Origin of the sequence: Pseudomonas sp. 10S4 (genome assembly GCF_034344865.1) — a bacterium.
In the GTDB taxonomy this organism is placed as follows: Bacteria; Pseudomonadota; Gammaproteobacteria; order Pseudomonadales; family Pseudomonadaceae; genus Aquipseudomonas.
Genome location: NZ_CP133774.1, coordinates 5218865 through 5235257, shown reverse-complemented (window position 1 = coordinate 5235257; position 16393 = coordinate 5218865). Strand labels below are relative to the sequence as shown.

12 protein-coding genes and 3 pseudogenes are annotated in these 16393 nt (G+C 57.4%); 7 read left to right on the top strand and 8 right to left on the bottom strand.

What is annotated here, in order from left to right; all coding sequences use genetic code 11:
- Positions 1-87: 87 nt before the first annotated feature.
- Positions 88-1101, top strand: a complete 1014-nt coding sequence (locus RHM58_RS24585; protein WP_201203800.1) for an aldo/keto reductase — start codon at positions 88-90, stop codon at positions 1099-1101.
- A 217-nt stretch (positions 1102-1318) separates the two neighbouring features.
- Positions 1319-2201 (top strand): annotated as a pseudogene (rarD, locus tag RHM58_RS24580) (EamA family transporter RarD).
- A 124-nt stretch (positions 2202-2325) separates the two neighbouring features.
- Here rarD and hppD read toward each other — a convergent pair.
- Both hppD and RHM58_RS24570 read right to left on the bottom strand, forming a co-directional pair.
- Positions 2326-3402: a 4-hydroxyphenylpyruvate dioxygenase gene (gene hppD / locus RHM58_RS24575; protein ID WP_201203810.1), complete on the bottom strand. Its 1077-nt coding sequence runs from the start codon at positions 3400-3402 to the stop codon at positions 2326-2328.
- Between the two features lie 265 nt (positions 3403-3667).
- Positions 3668-4612: a DMT family transporter gene (locus RHM58_RS24570; RefSeq protein ID WP_201203812.1), complete on the bottom strand. Its 945-nt coding sequence runs from the start codon at positions 4610-4612 to the stop codon at positions 3668-3670.
- Between the two features lie 69 nt (positions 4613-4681).
- On the opposite strand from RHM58_RS24570, the pseudogene RHM58_RS24565 reads away from it, so the two are divergent.
- From RHM58_RS24565 to RHM58_RS24555, 3 genes and pseudogenes are all read left to right on the top strand, one after another.
- Positions 4682-5555: pseudogene (locus RHM58_RS24565) on the top strand (LysR family transcriptional regulator).
- A 70-nt stretch (positions 5556-5625) separates the two neighbouring features.
- A pseudogene (locus RHM58_RS24560) lies at positions 5626-7160 on the top strand (EAL domain-containing protein).
- Positions 7161-7384: 224 nt separating this feature from the next.
- The gene (locus RHM58_RS24555) at positions 7385-7747 is read left to right on the top strand and encodes a histone-like nucleoid-structuring protein, MvaT/MvaU family (protein WP_201203818.1); all 363 of its coding nucleotides are present in this window, start codon (positions 7385-7387) and stop codon (positions 7745-7747) included.
- A 221-nt stretch (positions 7748-7968) separates the two neighbouring features.
- Here RHM58_RS24555 and RHM58_RS24550 read toward each other — a convergent pair whose 3' ends face one another.
- On the bottom strand, positions 7969-8493 hold the full coding sequence (locus RHM58_RS24550; protein WP_201203819.1) for a DUF4946 domain-containing protein: 525 nt from the start codon (positions 8491-8493) through the stop codon (positions 7969-7971).
- A 145-nt stretch (positions 8494-8638) separates the two neighbouring features.
- On the opposite strand from RHM58_RS24550, the gene gloA reads away from it, so the two are divergent.
- Positions 8639-9160 carry a lactoylglutathione lyase gene (gene gloA / locus RHM58_RS24545; RefSeq protein ID WP_133836447.1) on the top strand — a complete coding sequence of 174 codons (522 nt, stop codon included), beginning with the start codon at positions 8639-8641 and terminating at the stop codon, positions 9158-9160.
- A gap of 177 nt (positions 9161-9337) precedes the next feature.
- Here the strand turns inward: gloA and ahpF are convergent, their stop codons facing one another.
- The 3 genes from ahpF to RHM58_RS24530 all read right to left on the bottom strand — a co-directional run bounded on the left by ahpF (position 9338) and on the right by RHM58_RS24530 (position 12696).
- Entirely contained in the window at positions 9338-10903 is a 1566-nt protein-coding gene (gene ahpF / locus RHM58_RS24540; protein ID WP_201203820.1) for an alkyl hydroperoxide reductase subunit F, read from the bottom strand.
- A 139-nt stretch (positions 10904-11042) separates the two neighbouring features.
- Positions 11043-11606, bottom strand: coding sequence for an alkyl hydroperoxide reductase subunit C (gene ahpC, locus RHM58_RS24535; protein ID WP_201203821.1), 564 nt, complete (start codon positions 11604-11606; stop codon positions 11043-11045).
- 145 nt (positions 11607-11751) lie between these two features.
- On the bottom strand, positions 11752-12696 hold the full coding sequence (locus tag RHM58_RS24530) for a site-specific integrase (protein WP_201203822.1): 945 nt from the start codon (positions 12694-12696) through the stop codon (positions 11752-11754).
- 177 nt (positions 12697-12873) lie between these two features.
- Here RHM58_RS24530 and RHM58_RS24525 point away from each other — a divergent pair, with 177 nt between their 5' ends.
- Positions 12874-13884, top strand: a complete 1011-nt coding sequence (locus tag RHM58_RS24525) for a DNA-binding protein (protein ID WP_322268413.1) — start codon at positions 12874-12876, stop codon at positions 13882-13884.
- Here RHM58_RS24525 and gorA read toward each other — a convergent pair.
- Both gorA and galU read right to left on the bottom strand, forming a co-directional pair.
- Complete coding sequence (gorA, locus tag RHM58_RS24520) at positions 13881-15239, bottom strand: glutathione-disulfide reductase (RefSeq protein WP_322268412.1); 1359 nt, start codon at positions 15237-15239, stop codon at positions 13881-13883. The genes RHM58_RS24525 and gorA overlap by 4 nt on opposite strands.
- A 131-nt stretch (positions 15240-15370) precedes the next feature.
- A complete protein-coding gene (gene galU, locus RHM58_RS24515; RefSeq protein ID WP_201196763.1) occupies positions 15371-16210 on the bottom strand; it encodes a UTP--glucose-1-phosphate uridylyltransferase GalU in 840 nt (279 codons plus the stop codon).
- Positions 16211-16393: the final 183 nt, after the last annotated feature.

Here is a 16393-nt window from a genome sequence, read left to right as displayed (position 1 = left end):
ATTCGCGCTGTTCGATAAATCAGTTTGATCCAAGCGGCCGTTCTGGTATTTGATTGACGCCTTTCCCATCGGCAAAAGGATTTCGTCATGAGTTACCGCACACTGGGTCATTCGGGGTTGCAGGTGTCCACCCTGACCTTGGGCACCATGATGTTCGGCGAACAGACCAGCACCGAAGATTCCCTGCGGATCATCGACAAGGCCTGGGACCAGGGCATCAATTTCATCGACACCGCCGACGTCTATACCGGCGGCCGCTCTGAAGAAATCGTCGGTGAAGCCATTGCCGGCAACCGTCACGAATGGGTACTCGCCACCAAGGTCGGTTTCGGCCCCGTGGACGGCGTGCCGAACCGCAGCGGCCTGAGCCGCAAGCACCTGTTCAACGGCATCGACGCCAGCCTGACGCGTCTGGGCACCGACTATGTCGACATCTATTACCTGCACCGCGAAGACCACAGCACGCCGCTGGAAGTGACGATCTCGGCCATCGGCGACCTGATTCGCCAAGGCAAGATCCGCTACTGGGGCCTGTCCAACTACCGTGGCTGGCGCATCGCCGAAGTGATCCGCGTGGCCGACAAACTCGGCGTCGATCGGCCGGTGATCAGCCAACCGCTGTACAACATCGTCAATCGCCAGGCTGAGACCGAGCAGATTACCGCGGCTCACGCCTATGGCTTGGGTGTTGTGCCTTACAGTCCACTGGCCCGCGGCGTGCTCAGCGGCAAATACGCACCGGACGTGAAGCCGGACGCCAACAGCCGCGCCGGGCGTCAGGACAAACGCATCCTCGAAACCGAATGGCGCGTTGAATCGCTGCGCATTGCCCAGCAAATCCAGCAATACACCCAGGGGCGTGACGTAGGCATCGTCGAATTCGCCATCGCCTGGGTGTTGAACAACAGCGCCGTGACCTCGGCCATCGTCGGGCCGCGCACTGAGGAACAATGGGACGCATACACCAAGGCCCAAGCGGTGAAGATCACGGCAGAAGATGAGGCGTTTATCGATTCGCTGGTAACGCCTGGGCACTCCTCGACACCGGGATTCAATGACGTGAGCCACTTCGTGTCCGGCCGTAAACCCCGCAATACCTGAAGACATACATCCTGTAGGAGCGAAGCTTGCTCGCGAAAGCGGTGGATCAGCCGGCATCAATATTGACTGACCCGCCGCCTTCGCGAGCAAGCCCGCTCCCACAGGGTTTTGTGTTGAATGCAAAATCCATGTTCGTTCTTGATCAATCGGACAATGTTCTACGCTAAAACCACGTATCCTCCGCACCCCGTTTCACGTTCAACCCCGCGAGGACAGTTTGTCTAAAGGTATCGCTTTATCGGTCACAGCCTCGGTGCTGTTTGCCGTCATGTATTACTACACCTCGTTGCTCACCCCGTTGAGCGGCGTAGAAATCTTCGGCTGGCGGATGTTGCTGACCGTGCCCTGCATGACAGTGTTCATGGTGGTGTCCGGCGAATGGCGGCGCTCGGTCGAGATCCTCAAGCGCCTGACCGGCAAACCGAAACTGCTCGCTGCCCTGATCAGTGTCTGCGACGCTGCTGGGCCTGCAACTCTGGCTGTTTATGTGGGCGCCGCTCAACGGCTACAGCCTCGACGTCTCGTTGGGCTATTTCCTGCTGCCACTGTCGATGGTGCTGACCGGGCGGATTGCCTACGGCGAGCGTTTGTCCTACCTGCAAAAAGTCGCGGTGTTTTTTGCCTCCCTCGGCGTGCTCAACGAGCTGTACCAGGTTGGCGGTTTTTCTTGGGCGACGTTGCTGGTGGTGGTCGGTTATCCCACCTACTTCGTGCTGCGCAAGTGGCTGAAGACCGACAACCTCGGCGGTTTGTGGCTGGACATGACCTTGATGCTGCCGGTGGCGTTCTGGTTCGTCTGGGGCGGTGAACAAGGTTTCGGCGTATTCGATCAATACCCGTGGCTGTCGCTGCTGATCCCTGTACTGGGGTTGATCAGTGCTTCGGCGCTGGTGGTCTACATCATTGCCAGCCGACTGTTGCCGTTCAGCCTGTTCGGGTTGTTGAGCTATGTTGAACCGGTGCTGTTGCTCGGCGTGGCGTTGCTGCTGGGGGAAAGCATCAAGCCTGGCGAATGGCTGACCTACATTCCGATCTGGTTGGCAGTGGTGGTTCTGGTGTTTGAAGGGTTCAAACACATGATGCGCAACCGCAGACCTTAGGCGCCCAAAAACAAAGTGGGAGCGAGCTTGCTCGCGATAGCGGTCTGTCAGCCAACATCCGTGTTGAATCTGAAGACGCTATCGCGAGCAAGCTCGCTCCCACATTTTTTACAACACTAGCGGCTTACTCGGTAGCGAGCACACCGCGACGCACCTGGTCCCGCTCAATCGATTCGAACAACGCCTTGAAGTTGCCTTCGCCGAAGCCATCATCGCCTTTACGCTGGATGAATTCGAAGAACACTGGCCCCATCAGGGTTTCCGAGAAGATCTGCAGCAACAGACGCTTGTCGCCCGACTCGGACGAACCGTCCAGCAGGATCCCGCGCATTTGCAGTTGATCGACCGGCTCACCGTGGTTCGGCAAACGGCCTTCGAGCATTTCGTAGTAGGTTTCTGGCGGCGCGGTCATGAAGCGCATGCCGATTTTCTTCAGGCGATCCCAGGTGTCGATCAAGTTGTCGCTGAGGAACGCAACGTGCTGGATGCCTTCGCCGTTGAACTGCATCAGGAACTCTTCGATCTGCCCGGCGCCCTTGGACGATTCTTCGTTCAACGGGATGCGGATCATGCCATCCGGCGCGGTCATCGCCTTGGAGGTCAGGCCGGTGTATTCGCCCTTGATGTCGAAGTAACGGATTTCGCGGAAGTTGAACAGCTTCTCGTAGAAGTTGGCCCAGTAGGCCATGCGACCGCGATACACGTTGTGAGTCAGGTGATCGATGATCTTCAGGCCAGCCCCTTCCGGGTTGCGGTCCACGCCTTCGATGAACACGAAGTCGATGTCGTAGATCGAGCTGCCTTCGCCGAAACGGTCGATCAGGTACAGCGGCGCGCCGCCGATGCCTTTGATCGCCGGCAGGTTCAGTTCCATCGGGCCGGTTTCGATATGAATCGGCTGGGCGCCGAGTTCCAGGGCACGGGCAAACGCCTGCTGGGCATTCTTGACGCGGAACGCCATGCCGCACACCGACGGACCGTGCTCGGCCGCGAAATACGAAGCAACGCTGTGAGGTTCGTTGTTGAGGATCAGGTTGATCTGGCCCTGGCGATACAGGTGCACGTCTTTGGAGCGGTGGGTCGCGACCTTGCTGAAGCCCATGATCTCGAAGATCGGCTCCAGGGTGTTCGGGGTCGGCGATGCAAACTCAATGAATTCAAAGCCCATCAGGCCCATTGGGTTTTCGTATAAATCTGCCATGGTTGGCGCCTCATCATCTGCTTTTAAAATTAACGGCTGAATTAACGGATCGTTAGTTGCTAGCAATGCTGAGACTGGCGGGTGGCGCGCAGGAGATGCCCCGAACGCTGCGGGCGAGGAAGTCACCGTAGATCAATTGAAACCCAAAACTCTTCATTGTCGACCCAAGGCTCTTGCGGGCGAGGCTTCTGCTGCCAGAAGACGTTTATTATTGTATGCGTAAACCGATTCTACACAGCGTAAAACGGTTTGTCCGCCTTCTGTATCAAATCCCCTTTTTCGTGGACGGCGCAAGCGGTTTGTTGCACAGGTAAATCCCCGTCAAAATCAGCCCGCCGCCCAGGCACATGGTCAATGTCAGTTGCTCGCCCAACAGCAACGCGCCGAGGATCACGGCGGTCAGCGGATTCAGGGCAATGAACACGCCCGAGCGGGTCGCGCCGATCTTGCGGATGCCGTCGTAGTAGCCAATATAGGCCAGCGCCGAGCCGAGCACGCCGAGGTACATCAGGCTCAGCCATTGTTGCGGGCCGAGGCTGACAAGCGTATCCACACTCAGTTCGCCCCGCAGCGCACTGGTCGCCCAGAGCATCGCCGTGCCCAACAAAATCGAGTAGGTCACCGTCTGCACCGGCCCCAATGTTTGATTCAGTTCCCTGGAAAACAGCGAGTAAACGCCCCAACTCAGGACGCAGCCGAAAATCAGCAGATCGCCGATCCACGCATCGGCATTGGTCGCCAGCAATTGCGGATTTCGGCTGACGATCACGATACTGGCCCCGGCGATACAGATCACAATTCCAGCCACTTTCGCCCGGCCCAAGCGTTCCTTGAACAGTAGCCACGACGCCAAGCCAATCACCGCCGGATTCAACGCCACGATCAACGACGCCCGTGACGCGTTGATGTAATGCAGCCCGTAAAAGAAGCACAGGTTGTAGAAGAAGATGCCGAAAAATCCCAGCAATGCCAATTGTAACCATTGCCTCAGGCTTGGTCGCAGCAGCTGCACCTGGGCCAGCCACACAAACAGCAACAACGCGATGCTGGCGAGCAAAAATCGCAGGCTGGCGGCAAACAACGGACTGAGACTGCCGCCCAGGAAGCGCCCGGCGACAAAGGTCCCGCCCCAGATCATGGTCACCGCTGCCAGCTTCAGGTAAACCGGCACATCCGACGGCTTTGTCGGGTTTTGCTCATAGCTACTCATAAGTCACCAGAAGAAAAGATGCCGTATCATCTGGCTAATGCTCGATCATCGTAAAATGAGTAAACACTCATGACCCTGACTCAACTGGAAATCTTCTCGCTGGTTGCTGAACTGCGCGGCTTCACGGCTGCGGCCAATCGCCTCGGGATCTCGCAATCGGCGGTTTCTCACGCCCTCAAGTCACTCGAACAAGAGTTGGGCGTCGAGTTGCTGCACCGGCATCAGTCGTTGGTCGAACTCAGCGACATCGGCCAGCAACTGTTGCTGCGCGCTCGGGCGATGCTCGGGCTGGCCAACACCTTGCGCCAGGAAGCCGCCGATGCTCGAGGGATGAAACGCGGCACACTGCGCATCGGCTCGTTCGGTCCGACATCATCGATAAAATTGCTGCCAACGATCCTGAAGCAGTACCGTGCGGCTCATCCCGGCATCGAAGTGCATATAGACGAAGGCCCGGATCGACAGGTGATTCAGTGGCTGGAAGAGCGGCGCATCGACATTGGTTTTGTAGTGCTGCCTCGAGGAACGCTTCGACACCTTTGCGCTGCTGGAGGACCAAATGGTCGCGCTGCTGCCCGCCGATCATCCCTTGGCAAAGCGCGACAGCCTGAGTTTGAGCGATTTGTGCCATGACCCGTTCGTGCTGACCGAGGCCGGCTCTTCGGAGCTGGTTTGCCGCCTGTTCAATGCCGCCCGATTGACGCCGAACATCCGCTTTCGCTGCTCGCAATTGCTCAGCACCGTGGACACCGTAGGCCGTGGCGATGCCCTGACTGTCGTCGCCGAAAGCTCATTGCCGGAAGGCAACGACCGCCGCTATGTGAAGATACCGCTGTCACCGTCGGTCAAACGTCAAATCGGGTTGGCGGTGCTGGATCAACGACAGTCTTCGCCGGCAACGCTGGCCTTTATCAAACTGGCTTCGAGCCTGAGCTACCGCTGAGCGGCATAAGCGCAAACAGCCAACTATCATGGCCATTGAAAGCCTTATTCCATCGCCGCAGGTTTCGCAGATGCCACTGACCGTAAAGTCCCGCCGCAAGCGCAGCATCCGGATTGCTGTGACCGTTTTAAGCGGCGTACTGCCGGTGCTGTTGGGGTTCGCCATCCTCTATATGCAAGCCGAACGCGCACTGAAACAAAGCACCGAGCAAACCGCCGACGAAGCCCTGCGCCAATTCAATCTGATGCTCGACAACACAGCGGAGGCGGCGCAGGTGTTGCTGCCCCTCGCCGGTGGCAGTTGCAACGACGCCAAACTGGCCCTGCGAGAGCAGGTGACGCGCCGCCCCTTCGTGCGCTCGACCAATCTGGTGTATGACAACAACCTCTATTGCAGCTCGTTATTTGGGGACTATCAGCAGCAGGTTAACCCGGGCGACTATACCCGAGGGCAGTTGTGGTTAATGAACGGCAACCCGGTGACGCCCAACACCGCGCTACTGGTGTATCGCCTCAGTGATGACAAAAAAGGCGCGCTAACCACGCTCGACGGTTATCACCTGAGCAACGTGCTGCGCCTGATCGGGCGCCGGACTTCGCTGTTGCTGCAAGTGGGCAATAACTGGTTATCCGCCGACGGAAAAGTCCATGAAGGCCCCCTGCCCGCCTTGCCGGTGGCGCAAAGCACGCGGGTTTCCGGGCCGTATGCCTTTACCGTAGCCGCCGGTTTTCCCGAGGGCGAAACCTGGCGCTATATGAGCAGTGAGTATCCGCCGCTGTTCAGCCTGCTGATTTTTTCGGCGTGGTGTCGGGCTTGATTGGGCATGTCCTGCAAAAACGTGCCTCGTCGCCCAGCGTTGAGCTGCAGCGGGCGCTGGAGGCTGGGGAGTTCATTCCATATTTTCAGCCGGTGGTGCATGGCGATACCAAAAAGTGGAGTGGCACCGAGGTGCTGATGCGCTGGAATCATCCCAAGGAAGGTCTGGTGCGGCCGGATCTGTTTATCCCGTTTGCAGAACACTCGGGGCTGATCGTACCGATGACCCGCGCCTTGATGCAGCAAACCTGCGCCCTGCTGGCACCGGTGTCGGCATCGTTCGACAAGCCGTTTCACATCGGCATCAACATCACAGCCAGCCACTGTCAGGACCTGGCATTGGTGCAAGACTGCCGCGAATTCCTCGGGGCCTTCGTGCCGGGCAGCATCAGCCTGGTGCTGGAACTGACCGAGCGTGAACTCATCGAGCCGACAGACATCACTCACCAGTTGTTCGAGCAGCTTCACGGGTTGGGCGTGATGATCGCGATCGATGACTTTGGTACCGGCCATTCAAGCCTGGGTTATCTGCGACAGTTCAATGTGGATTTCCTGAAAATCGATCAGAGCTTCGTTGCGATGATCGGTGCCGATGCTCTTTCCGGGCACATTCTGGACAGCATTATCGAACTCTCGGCCAAGCTAGACTTGGGAATTGTTGCCGAAGGTGTAGAAACCGAGGCGCAAAGCGATTACCTGACGGCGCACCACGTGAACTTTCTGCAAGGCTACCTGTTTGGCCGGCCAATGCCCGGCGCCGACTTCATTAATGCATTAAGTCACCATTAACCGGCTTGGCAAATAACGAAATCTTGCACCAAATTGCATCAAAACACTGCTGTTGTTACATGAAGAAAAAGACAGGATTTACTCTTGGCCAATTAACTACTACAATTTTTCTTACCTGTGCAAAATTGGCAGGTGAGCCATTATCACCGAGTCGCTTCAAGGCTCTTGGCTTATAGCTTTGTTTGCGGTTGGTATCAGCCAAACACACTATTGGAGTAAAGATATTGTCCAGACTCGCTGAATTTCGTGCCGCTGAAAAGGCCCTTCAAGAACAGCTCAAGCAGCTGGAGTCCCTGAAGAACGATGCCGGGCTCAAGAAAGAAATCGAATTCGAAGAAAAGCTCCAGGGGCTGATGAAAACCTACGGCAAGAGCCTGCGCGACATCGTCGCCATCCTCGACCCGAACCCGTCAAAGTCGGGGCTTCAACAGGCCGCGCCTAAAACCCGTCGCGCCCGTGTGGTCAAGGTCTATCACAACCCGCACACAGGTGAACTGATTGAAACCAAGGGCGGCAACCACCGTGGCCTGAAAGCCTGGAAGGAGCAGTACGGTGCAGCTACCGTTGATTCCTGGTTGCGCGGCTAACCCTTTGCAACAACAAAAAAAGCCCTGCTAATGCAGGGCTTTTTTTGTGGATGACATCTAACAAATGCAACGATAGTCGTCGATAAAGTTGGAAATTGCTTCTAACGGGGATGTCGCCGCTGCAAGAACTCAATACTTTCCGGCTAACTTTGTGCTTAATCCCTTTGGGTATCTAAAGAGGCCGGGGCTTGGCGCAATCGATCGCCGACTCAATTCTTCATCTACAGTTTCAAGCTGTTACGGGCAGCCTGTATTTCGTCCTGACTTGCCTTATAAACCTCAGCTTGCCCGGCATAGGAAAGAACATAGGCCTTGTCCGCCTCCACCGCAGCGACCAATGTTTGCGACAGCACGTGTCGACCGTTCTGGGTAACCGTACAAGTGGTTTCAAGTGCTGGCAGTTGACTCAACGTGGCCGGGTGAATCTTGTTGCAGACACTTTGATAGCCGCCCTGGAAGAAGTCCTTCTGCACCGACTTGCGCATCTCCAGCAACACGCCCTGTAAATTCACCTGATGGCCGCTTTCGACTTGGGTCATCGTCAGCTCCATCACCAATACCTGGTTGCCATCGGCATCGTTTTTCACCGCGCGTTGGCGGGATACCTGCGGCGTGGTGTCATTGGGCGCTACGGCCTCCACCTCCCAGCCACTTGGCCAGGCAATGCTCGGGGTGTCTGCTTGCGCCGCAGTGGCCAGTGCAAACAAACCCATGAAAACGAACAGCGATTTGAACGGTCGGATCATTACGAGGGGTACTCACAGATTGAACCACAAAGTCTGAGCCTCACTCGGCCGCCAGGCAATAGCTGGCCGTTTTGGTTTGGCGATGCCCGGACGCTTGCGTATCATTGCGACCATTCGCCAGCCCCACTTATTTTCCGGAGGGCCCATGAGCCTGCACGAATTGAACACCTTCCCGGGCGTGACTGCCCAACCTGACACCGCCACTCAGAAGTTCGTCTTCAACCACACCATGCTGCGGGTCAAGGACATCACCAAGTCGCTGGATTTCTACACGCGCATCCTCGGTTTCTCGCTGGTTGAAAAGCGCGACTTCCCGGAAGCCGAATTCAGTCTGTACTTCCTGGCGCTGGTCGATAAAAACCAGATCCCGGCCGACGCCGCCGCACGTACCGAGTGGATGAAATCGATTCCCGGCATTCTGGAGCTGACCCACAACCACGGCACCGAGAACGATCCGGAATTCGCCTACCACAACGGCAACACCGACCCGCGTGGCTTCGGTCATATCTGCATCTCAGTGCCGGACATTCGTGCAGCATGCGAGCGTTTTGAAGCACTGGGTTGTGATTTCCAGAAGCGTTTGAACGATGGCCGGATGAAGAGCCTGGCGTTTATCAAGGACCCGGATGCTTACTGGGTTGAGATCATTCAGCCAGCGCCGATGTAAGACTCGGCACAAATCCCCTTGTGGGAGCGGGCTTGCTCGCGAATAGAGGGCGTCAGTCGACATCAATGTTGCCTGGCATACCGCTTTCGCGAGCAAGCCCGCTCCCACATTGGGGACGCGCCAGACACAAAAAACCCCATGATCACTCATGGGGTTTTGTGTTTTCAGCGCTGGCGTTTAAGCCGGGGCCGAGGTCCGGATCAGGTGATCGAATGCGCTCAGGGAAGCCTTGGCACCCTCGCCCACTGCAATCACGATCTGCTTGTACGGCACGGTGGTCACGTCACCGGCAGCGAACACGCCCGGCAATGAGGTTTCACCACGAGCATCGACGATGATCTCGCCACGCGGCGACAATTCGACGGTGCCTTTAAGCCAGTCGGTGTTAGGCAGCAAACCGATCTGCACAAAGATCCCTTCCAGCTCGACCGTGTTGAACTCACCCGAATCGCGATCCTTGTAGACCAGACCGGTCACTTTCTCCCCGTCACCTTTCACTTCGCTGGTCAGCGCGCTGGTGATGACGTTGACGTTCGGCAGGCTGTACAGTTTGCGTTGCAGCACAGCGTCGGCGCGCAGCTTGCTGTCGAATTCCAGCAGCGTGACGTGGCTGACGATGCCGGCCAGGTCGATGGCCGCTTCAACGCCGGAGTTACCGCCGCCAATCACCGCCACACGTTTGCCCTTGAACAGCGGGCCGTCGCAGTGTGGGCAGAAGCAAACGCCTTTGGCTTTGTATTGCTGCTCGCCCGGCACACCCATTTCGCGCCAGCGGGCGCCGGTGGCAAGGATCAGCGCCTTGGTCTTCAGGCTGGCACCGCTTTCGAAGCGAACTTCATGCAACTCGCCGACATTCTTCGCCGGGATCAGCGCAGTAGCGCGTTGCAGGTTCATGATGTCGACGTCGTATTGTTTGACGTGTTCTTCCAGGGCGCTGGCCAGTTTCGGCCCTTCGGTTTCCTGCACGGAGATGAAGTTCTCGATGGCCATGGTGTCCAGCACCTGCCCACCAAAACGCTCAGCGGCCACGCCGGTACGAATGCCTTTACGGGCAGCGTAGATCGCAGCCGAAGCACCGGCCGGGCCACCGCCGACGATCAACACGTCAAAGGCTTCTTTGGCGCTGATCTTCTCGGCCTGAAGCTCGGCACCGCTGGTGTCGATCTTGGCGAGGATTTCTTCCAGGCCCATGCGGCCCTGACCGAAGATTTCGCCGTTCAGGTAGATACTTGGCACCGCCATGATCTTGCGATCGTCGACTTCGGCCTGGAACAACGCACCGTCGATGGCGACGTGGTGGATGTTCGGGTTGAGCACGGCCATCAGGTTCAGCGCCTGGACCACGTCCGGGCAGTTCTGGCAGGACAGCGAGAAGTAAGTCTCGAAGCTGAACTGGCCTTTGAGCGAGCGGATCTGTTCGATCACTTCAACGCTGGCTTTCGAAGGGTGGCCGCCGACTTGCAGCAAGGCCAACACCAACGAGGTGAATTCGTGACCCATCGGGATGCCGGCAAAACGCAGGCTGATATCGGCACCCGGGCGGTTGATCGAGAACGATGGCTTACGTGCATCGTCACCGTTATCGAGCAAGGTAATTTGAGTAGAAAGACTGGCAACTTCTTTCAGCAGTTCGTGCATTTCCTGGGATTTCGCACCGTCGTCGAGGGAGGCGACGATCTCGATCGGTTGGGTGACCCGTTCCAGGTACGATTTCAACTGGGCTTTAAGATTGGCGTCCAACATACGGGCGATTTCCTTTATGCAGTTTCATGAAAAGCAGGCGAAAAAAACGCCCGAGCGAATCTCGCCCGGGCGTTTTTATTGGGCGGTTGCAGCTTACTGAGGTGCGGAAACCCGCCCCGGTGATGCGTGTGTCACAGACTTAGATCTTGCCGACCAGGTCCAGGGACGGAGCCAGAGTGGCCTCGCCTTCTTTCCATTTGGCTGGGCACACTTCGCCTGGGTGAGCAGCAACGTACTGAGCAGCCTTGATTTTGCGCAGCAGCTCGGAAGCGTCGCGGCCAACACCGCCGTCGTTCAGTTCGACGATTTTGATCTGGCCTTCTGGGTTGATCACGAAGGTGCCGCGGTCAGCCAGACCAACTTCTTCGATCAGCACATCGAAGTTGCGGGAGATGGCGTGGGTCGGGTCGCCGATCATGGTGTACTGGATTTTGCCGATAGCTGGCGAAGTGTTGTGCCAGGCAGCGTGAGCAAAGTGGGTGTCAGTAGAAACGCTGTAGATCTCGACGCCCAGTTTCTGGAACGCGGAGTAGTTGTCAGCCAGGTCTTCCAGTTCGGTCGGGCAAACGAAGGTGAAGTCAGCTGGGTAGAAGAACACGACAGACCACTTGCCTTTCAGGTCAGCATCCGACACTTGTACGAAGTCGCCATTTTTGTAGGCGGTAGCTTTGAACGGTTTAACTTGGCTGTTGATGATAGGCATCGGTGACTCTCCGTCAGGGTTGAAAAGTTTGGTTAAGAAGTTGATGGGGTGAATCCTACCCATCCGATGGCCGGATGGCTCATTGGCAAACCTCATGCTGCTCATTGGTTTTCGCTATTAGCGGAACGTATTAATAGAAGAAAACTTACTGAGCAGCGCCAATGGATTTTTCCGCGAGTGGCGTCATCCCGAGAAACGGGCTGGCCTCAACATAGCGCATGGCGGACTTCATATCCTTCCAGCCCACGTAACTCATCAACGACTTCAAATCCCAACCGCTCTGGTGAGCCCAGGTCGCAAAGCCGCGCCGCAAGGAGTGGCTGGTGTAGTGCTCGGCGGGGATGCCGGCACGCTCCAGCGCCTGGCGCAGTAATGGAATCACGCTGTTGGCGTGCAAGCCCTCCTCGCTCAAGTTGCCCCAACGGTCAATGCCACGGAACACCGGCCCACGGACCAACGCGGCTTCGGTGATCCAGTCGATGTAGGCCTGCACCGGGCACAAACGCTGCAACGCCGGGGTCTGGAAAGTCTTGCCGAGGTTTTCCCGATCGCTCTTGCTGCGCGGCAGATAGAGCGTGATACCCGACTGAGCGATGGCTTTCACGTGTTCGATCTGCAAGCGGCACAGCTCATCACTGCGAAAGCCACGCCAGAAGCCCAGCAGGATCAGCGCCATGTCGCGCCTCGCTCTTAGCAACCCGGGCTGATCACCGTCAGCACGGGCGGTTTGCGCTTCCTGCTCAAGCCAGGCCACCACTTGCTCCAAGTGTTGAAGCTGCAACGGCTCGGCCTGTTTCTCTTGCGCCGGGTGCAACGCGCGAATGCCCTTGAACACCTGACGCACCACCGGCGCCTTGGTCGGATCGGCAAAGCCCTGGCTGTTGTGCCATTGCGCCAATGCCGAGAGGCGCAGCTTCAGGGTATTGATCGACAACAGGCCTGCATGCGCGACGAGATAGCGCGCAACGCTGTCGCTGGTCGCCGGCAGGAACCCGCCCCAACTGACTTCGAAGTGCTCGATGGCCGCCCGGTAGCTACGACGAGTGTTGTCGCGGGTGGCGGCTTGCAGGTAGCGATCCAGATCGGTCATGGGCTCTGCTCTCGAAAACGTACCGCTTTGGCGGGTGAAAACCGTGCGCAACGCTCATCACACGGGGTAATACCAGTATATCCCGCGTCAAGAACTTAAAGGATTTAACTTTTAAAGTTGAATGGTACAATGTGTAATTTATGTTACGTACCACAGTACGAAATCGTAGGAGAACTCATGGCTCGTGGCGGTGTAAATAAAGCAGTGGTGCAAGCGGCACGTTTGGCGATCCTCGCCCGTGGCGAAAACCCAAGCATCGACGCAGTACGGATCGAGATGGGCAATACAGGCTCGAAAACCACAATTCATCGCTATCTAAAGGAGCTGGATGGCGGCCCGGAGCGTGCTGAAGAGACGTCCGAACCCATCGATGATGAGCTGGCAGGATTGGTTTCGCGCCTAGCGCAACGCCTGAAAGAGCAAGCGCAAGAACCCATCGACCAAGCGCGCGAGCAGTTTGATCGCCAACGAAAAGCGCTGGAAACACAGCTCGATGAAGCCCGCGAGGCGAACACCGAACTGCACCAGCAATACGAGATTCAAAGCCTGGCACTGACGCAGGAATCCGATGCGCTGTTGGAAACCCGCTCGATGCTGCAGACCGAGCAGACCCGCAATGCGGGGCTGAATCAGGCGCTGTCCGATTTCGAGTTACGCTTGAAAGACAAGGACGAGCAGATCCGCTCCCTCGAAGAAAAACACCTGCACGCCCGCGATGCGCTTGAACACTATCGCAATGCCGTCAAGGAACAGCGCGAGCAGGAACAGCGCCGTCACGAAGGCCAGGTACAACAAATTCAGATGGAATTGCGTCAGGCCCAGCAAAGCGCCCTCGTCCGCCAGGATGAGATCACGCAGTTGCACCGCGACAACGAACGCTTGCTGACCGAAAACCGCGGAACGCTGCGAGAGCTGAGCCTGTTGCAGGAGCAACTCAAGCAAGCCAACAGTCGGCAGGATCAACTGCTGGAGCAAGCCAACCGCGTCGACAGTGAACGCACCCTCCTCCAGGAACGCTTGCGCATTGCCCTGCTGGAAAGTCAGGCGCTCAAGCAGAACGTCGACGAGCAGTCGCAGATCAATCAGTCATTGGAAATCGAATTGGCGAAGACCCAGGCCAGCCTGGATGAAAGCGTGCGTCTGGCGGCGGTCGTTGCGACCGCGCCAGACACAGCGAAGGACGATTAACTCGCGACCGGCGTACGCATGGTAACGAACTCTTCGGCGGCCGTTGGATGCACGCCGATGGTTTCGTCGAAGTCGCGCTTGGTGGCACCCGCCTTCAAGGCAATTGCCAGACCCTGCACGATCTCGCCGGCGTCGGGGCCGACCATGTGGCAGCCCAGAACCTTGTCGGTCTTGGCGTCCACCACCAGTTTCATCAGCGTGCGTTCCTGACATTCAGTCAGGGTCAGCTTCATCTGCCGGAAACGGCTTTCATAGATCACCACATCGAGCCCGGCTTCCCGGGCTTCTTCTTCGTTCAGACCGACGGTGCCGATGTTCGGCAAGCTGAACACGGCCGTCGGGATCATCTTGTAATCCACCGGGCGATACTGCTCTGGCTTGAACAAGCGTCGCGCAACAGCCTTGCCTTCGGCCAGCGCCACCGGAGTCAGTTGCACGCGACCGATCACATCACCCAACGCCAGAATCGACGGCTCGGCGGTCTGATACTGCTCATTCACTTCGACGAAACCTTTCTTGTCGAGTTTGACGCCGGTGTTCTCCAGCCCGAGGTTGTCCAGCATCGGACGTCGACCCGTGGCGTAGAACACGCAATCAGCCTCCAGTTCACGACCATCCTTGAGCGTCGCTTTCAGGCTGCCGTCGGCCTGCTTCTCGATGCGCTCGATGTCCGCGTTGAACTGCAAGTCCATGCCGCGCTTGGTGAGTTCTTCCTGCAAGTGCTTGCGCACCGCGCCATCGAAGCCGCGCAAGAACAGATCGCCGCGATACAACAACGTGGTCTCAGCACCCAGGCCGTGGAAGATCCCGGCGAATTCCACCGCGATGTAACCGCCACCCACCACCAGAACGCGCTTCGGCAGTTCCTTGAGGAAGAACGCCTGATTGGAACTGATTGCGTGCTCGTGTCCCGGAATCTCCGGAATTTGCGGCCAGCCGCCGGTAGCAATCAGGATGTGTTCGGCGGTGTGGCGTTCGCCGTTGATCTCGACGGTATGCGGGTCGATGATCTTGGCGTGCCCCTCATGCAAGGTCACGCCGCTGTTGACCAGCAGGTTGCGATAGATGCCGTTCAGGCGATTGATCTCGCGGTCCTTGTTGGCGATTAGCGTCGCCCAATCGAACTTCGCCTCGCCAGGCGTCCAGCCGAAACCGGAAGACTGCTCGAAGTCTTCGGCGAAGTGTGCGCCGTAGACCAGCAGTTTTTTCGGCACGCAGCCGACGTTCACACAGGTGCCACCCAAGTAGCGGCTTTCAGCCACGGCGACTTTTGCGCCAAAACCGGCTGCAAATCGCGCAGCCCGCACGCCGCCAGAACCGGCGCCAATCACATAAAGGTCAAAATCGTAGGCCATTTCTATCTCCTCGGCAGGCCATCAGCATACCCGCAGACGCCCGCTGGGCAAGCACTGCAAACAATATGGGGCCGGAAAATGAAAAAGCCACCCGAAGGTGGCTTTCTCAGTACAAGTCGGGTCAGGCGCTATTAGTAAGCCTTGCCAGTCTTGTAGAAGTTCTCGAAGCAGAAGTTGGTCGCTTCGATGTAGCCTTCAGCGCCACCGCAGTCAAAACGCTTGCCTTTGAACTTGTAGGCGATCACGCAACCGTTCTGCGCCTGCTTCATCAGGGCGTCGGTGATCTGGATCTCGCCGCCCTTGCCTGGCTCGGTTTGCTTGATCAGGTCGAAGATGTCCGGCGTCAGGATGTAACGACCGATGATTGCCAGGTTCGACGGTGCATCTTCAGGCGCTGGTTTTTCAACCATGTTGCGTACGCGGTACAGATCGTCACCGATCAGGTCGCCAGCGATGACGCCGTACTTGTTGGTTTCCTGCGGGTCGACTTCCTGGATCGCGATGATCGAGCAGCGGTACTGTTTGTACAGCTTGACCATCTGGGTCAGTACGCCGTCGCCTTCGAGGTTTACGCACAAGTCATCCGCCAGCACCACAGCGAACGGTTCGTCGCCGATCAGCGGACGACCGGTCAGGATCGCGTGACCCAGGCCCTTCATTTCAGTCTGGCGCGTGTAGGAGAACGAGCAGTTGTCGAGCAACTTGCGGATACCGACCAGGTACTTTTCCTTGTCAGTGCCTTTGATCTGGTTTTCCAGCTCGTAGCTGATATCGAAGTGGTCTTCCAGAGCGCGCTTGCCACGACCGGTCACGATGGAGATTTCGGTCAAGCCTGCGTCCAGTGCTTCTTCGACGCCGTACTGGATCAGTGGCTTGTTTACCACCGGCAGCATTTCTTTGGGCATGGCTTTAGTCGCTGGCAGGAAGCGAGTACCGTAACCGGCTGCTGGGAACAAGCATTTCTTGATCATATAAGTCCTTGAAAGGGCTGTGTTGTACGAGTTTCGGCGCAGTCTAATCAGGCGGCGTGCACCTTACAATGCCCCGCACTGGCTAACCGATGCCATCATAGAGAAATATTCTGGCGGATAGTTCCGCAAGTCGTTCCGTTGCCTATTAATAGATAGCAGAGACCGGGCATTGTGCACCGTCTT

Coding starts and splice junctions, on each gene's coding strand:
- RHM58_RS24585 (WP_201203800.1), top strand. CDS start 88: ATGAGTTACCGCACACTGGGTCATTCGGGGTTGCAGGTGTCCACCCTG.
- hppD (WP_201203810.1), bottom strand. CDS start 3,402: ATGGCAGATTTATACGAAAACCCAATGGGCCTGATGGGCTTTGAATTC.
- RHM58_RS24570 (WP_201203812.1), bottom strand. CDS start 4,612: ATGAGTAGCTATGAGCAAAACCCGACAAAGCCGTCGGATGTGCCGGTT.
- RHM58_RS24550 (WP_201203819.1), bottom strand. CDS start 8,493: ATGATCCGACCGTTCAAATCGCTGTTCGTTTTCATGGGTTTGTTTGCA.
- gloA (WP_133836447.1), top strand. CDS start 8,639: ATGAGCCTGCACGAATTGAACACCTTCCCGGGCGTGACTGCCCAACCT.
- ahpF (WP_201203820.1), bottom strand. CDS start 10,903: ATGTTGGACGCCAATCTTAAAGCCCAGTTGAAATCGTACCTGGAACGG.
- ahpC (WP_201203821.1), bottom strand. CDS start 11,606: ATGCCTATCATCAACAGCCAAGTTAAACCGTTCAAAGCTACCGCCTAC.
- RHM58_RS24530 (WP_201203822.1), bottom strand. CDS start 12,696: ATGACCGATCTGGATCGCTACCTGCAAGCCGCCACCCGCGACAACACT.
- RHM58_RS24525 (WP_322268413.1), top strand. CDS start 12,874: ATGGCTCGTGGCGGTGTAAATAAAGCAGTGGTGCAAGCGGCACGTTTG.
- gorA (WP_322268412.1), bottom strand. CDS start 15,239: ATGGCCTACGATTTTGACCTTTATGTGATTGGCGCCGGTTCTGGCGGC.
- galU (WP_201196763.1), bottom strand. CDS start 16,210: ATGATCAAGAAATGCTTGTTCCCAGCAGCCGGTTACGGTACTCGCTTC.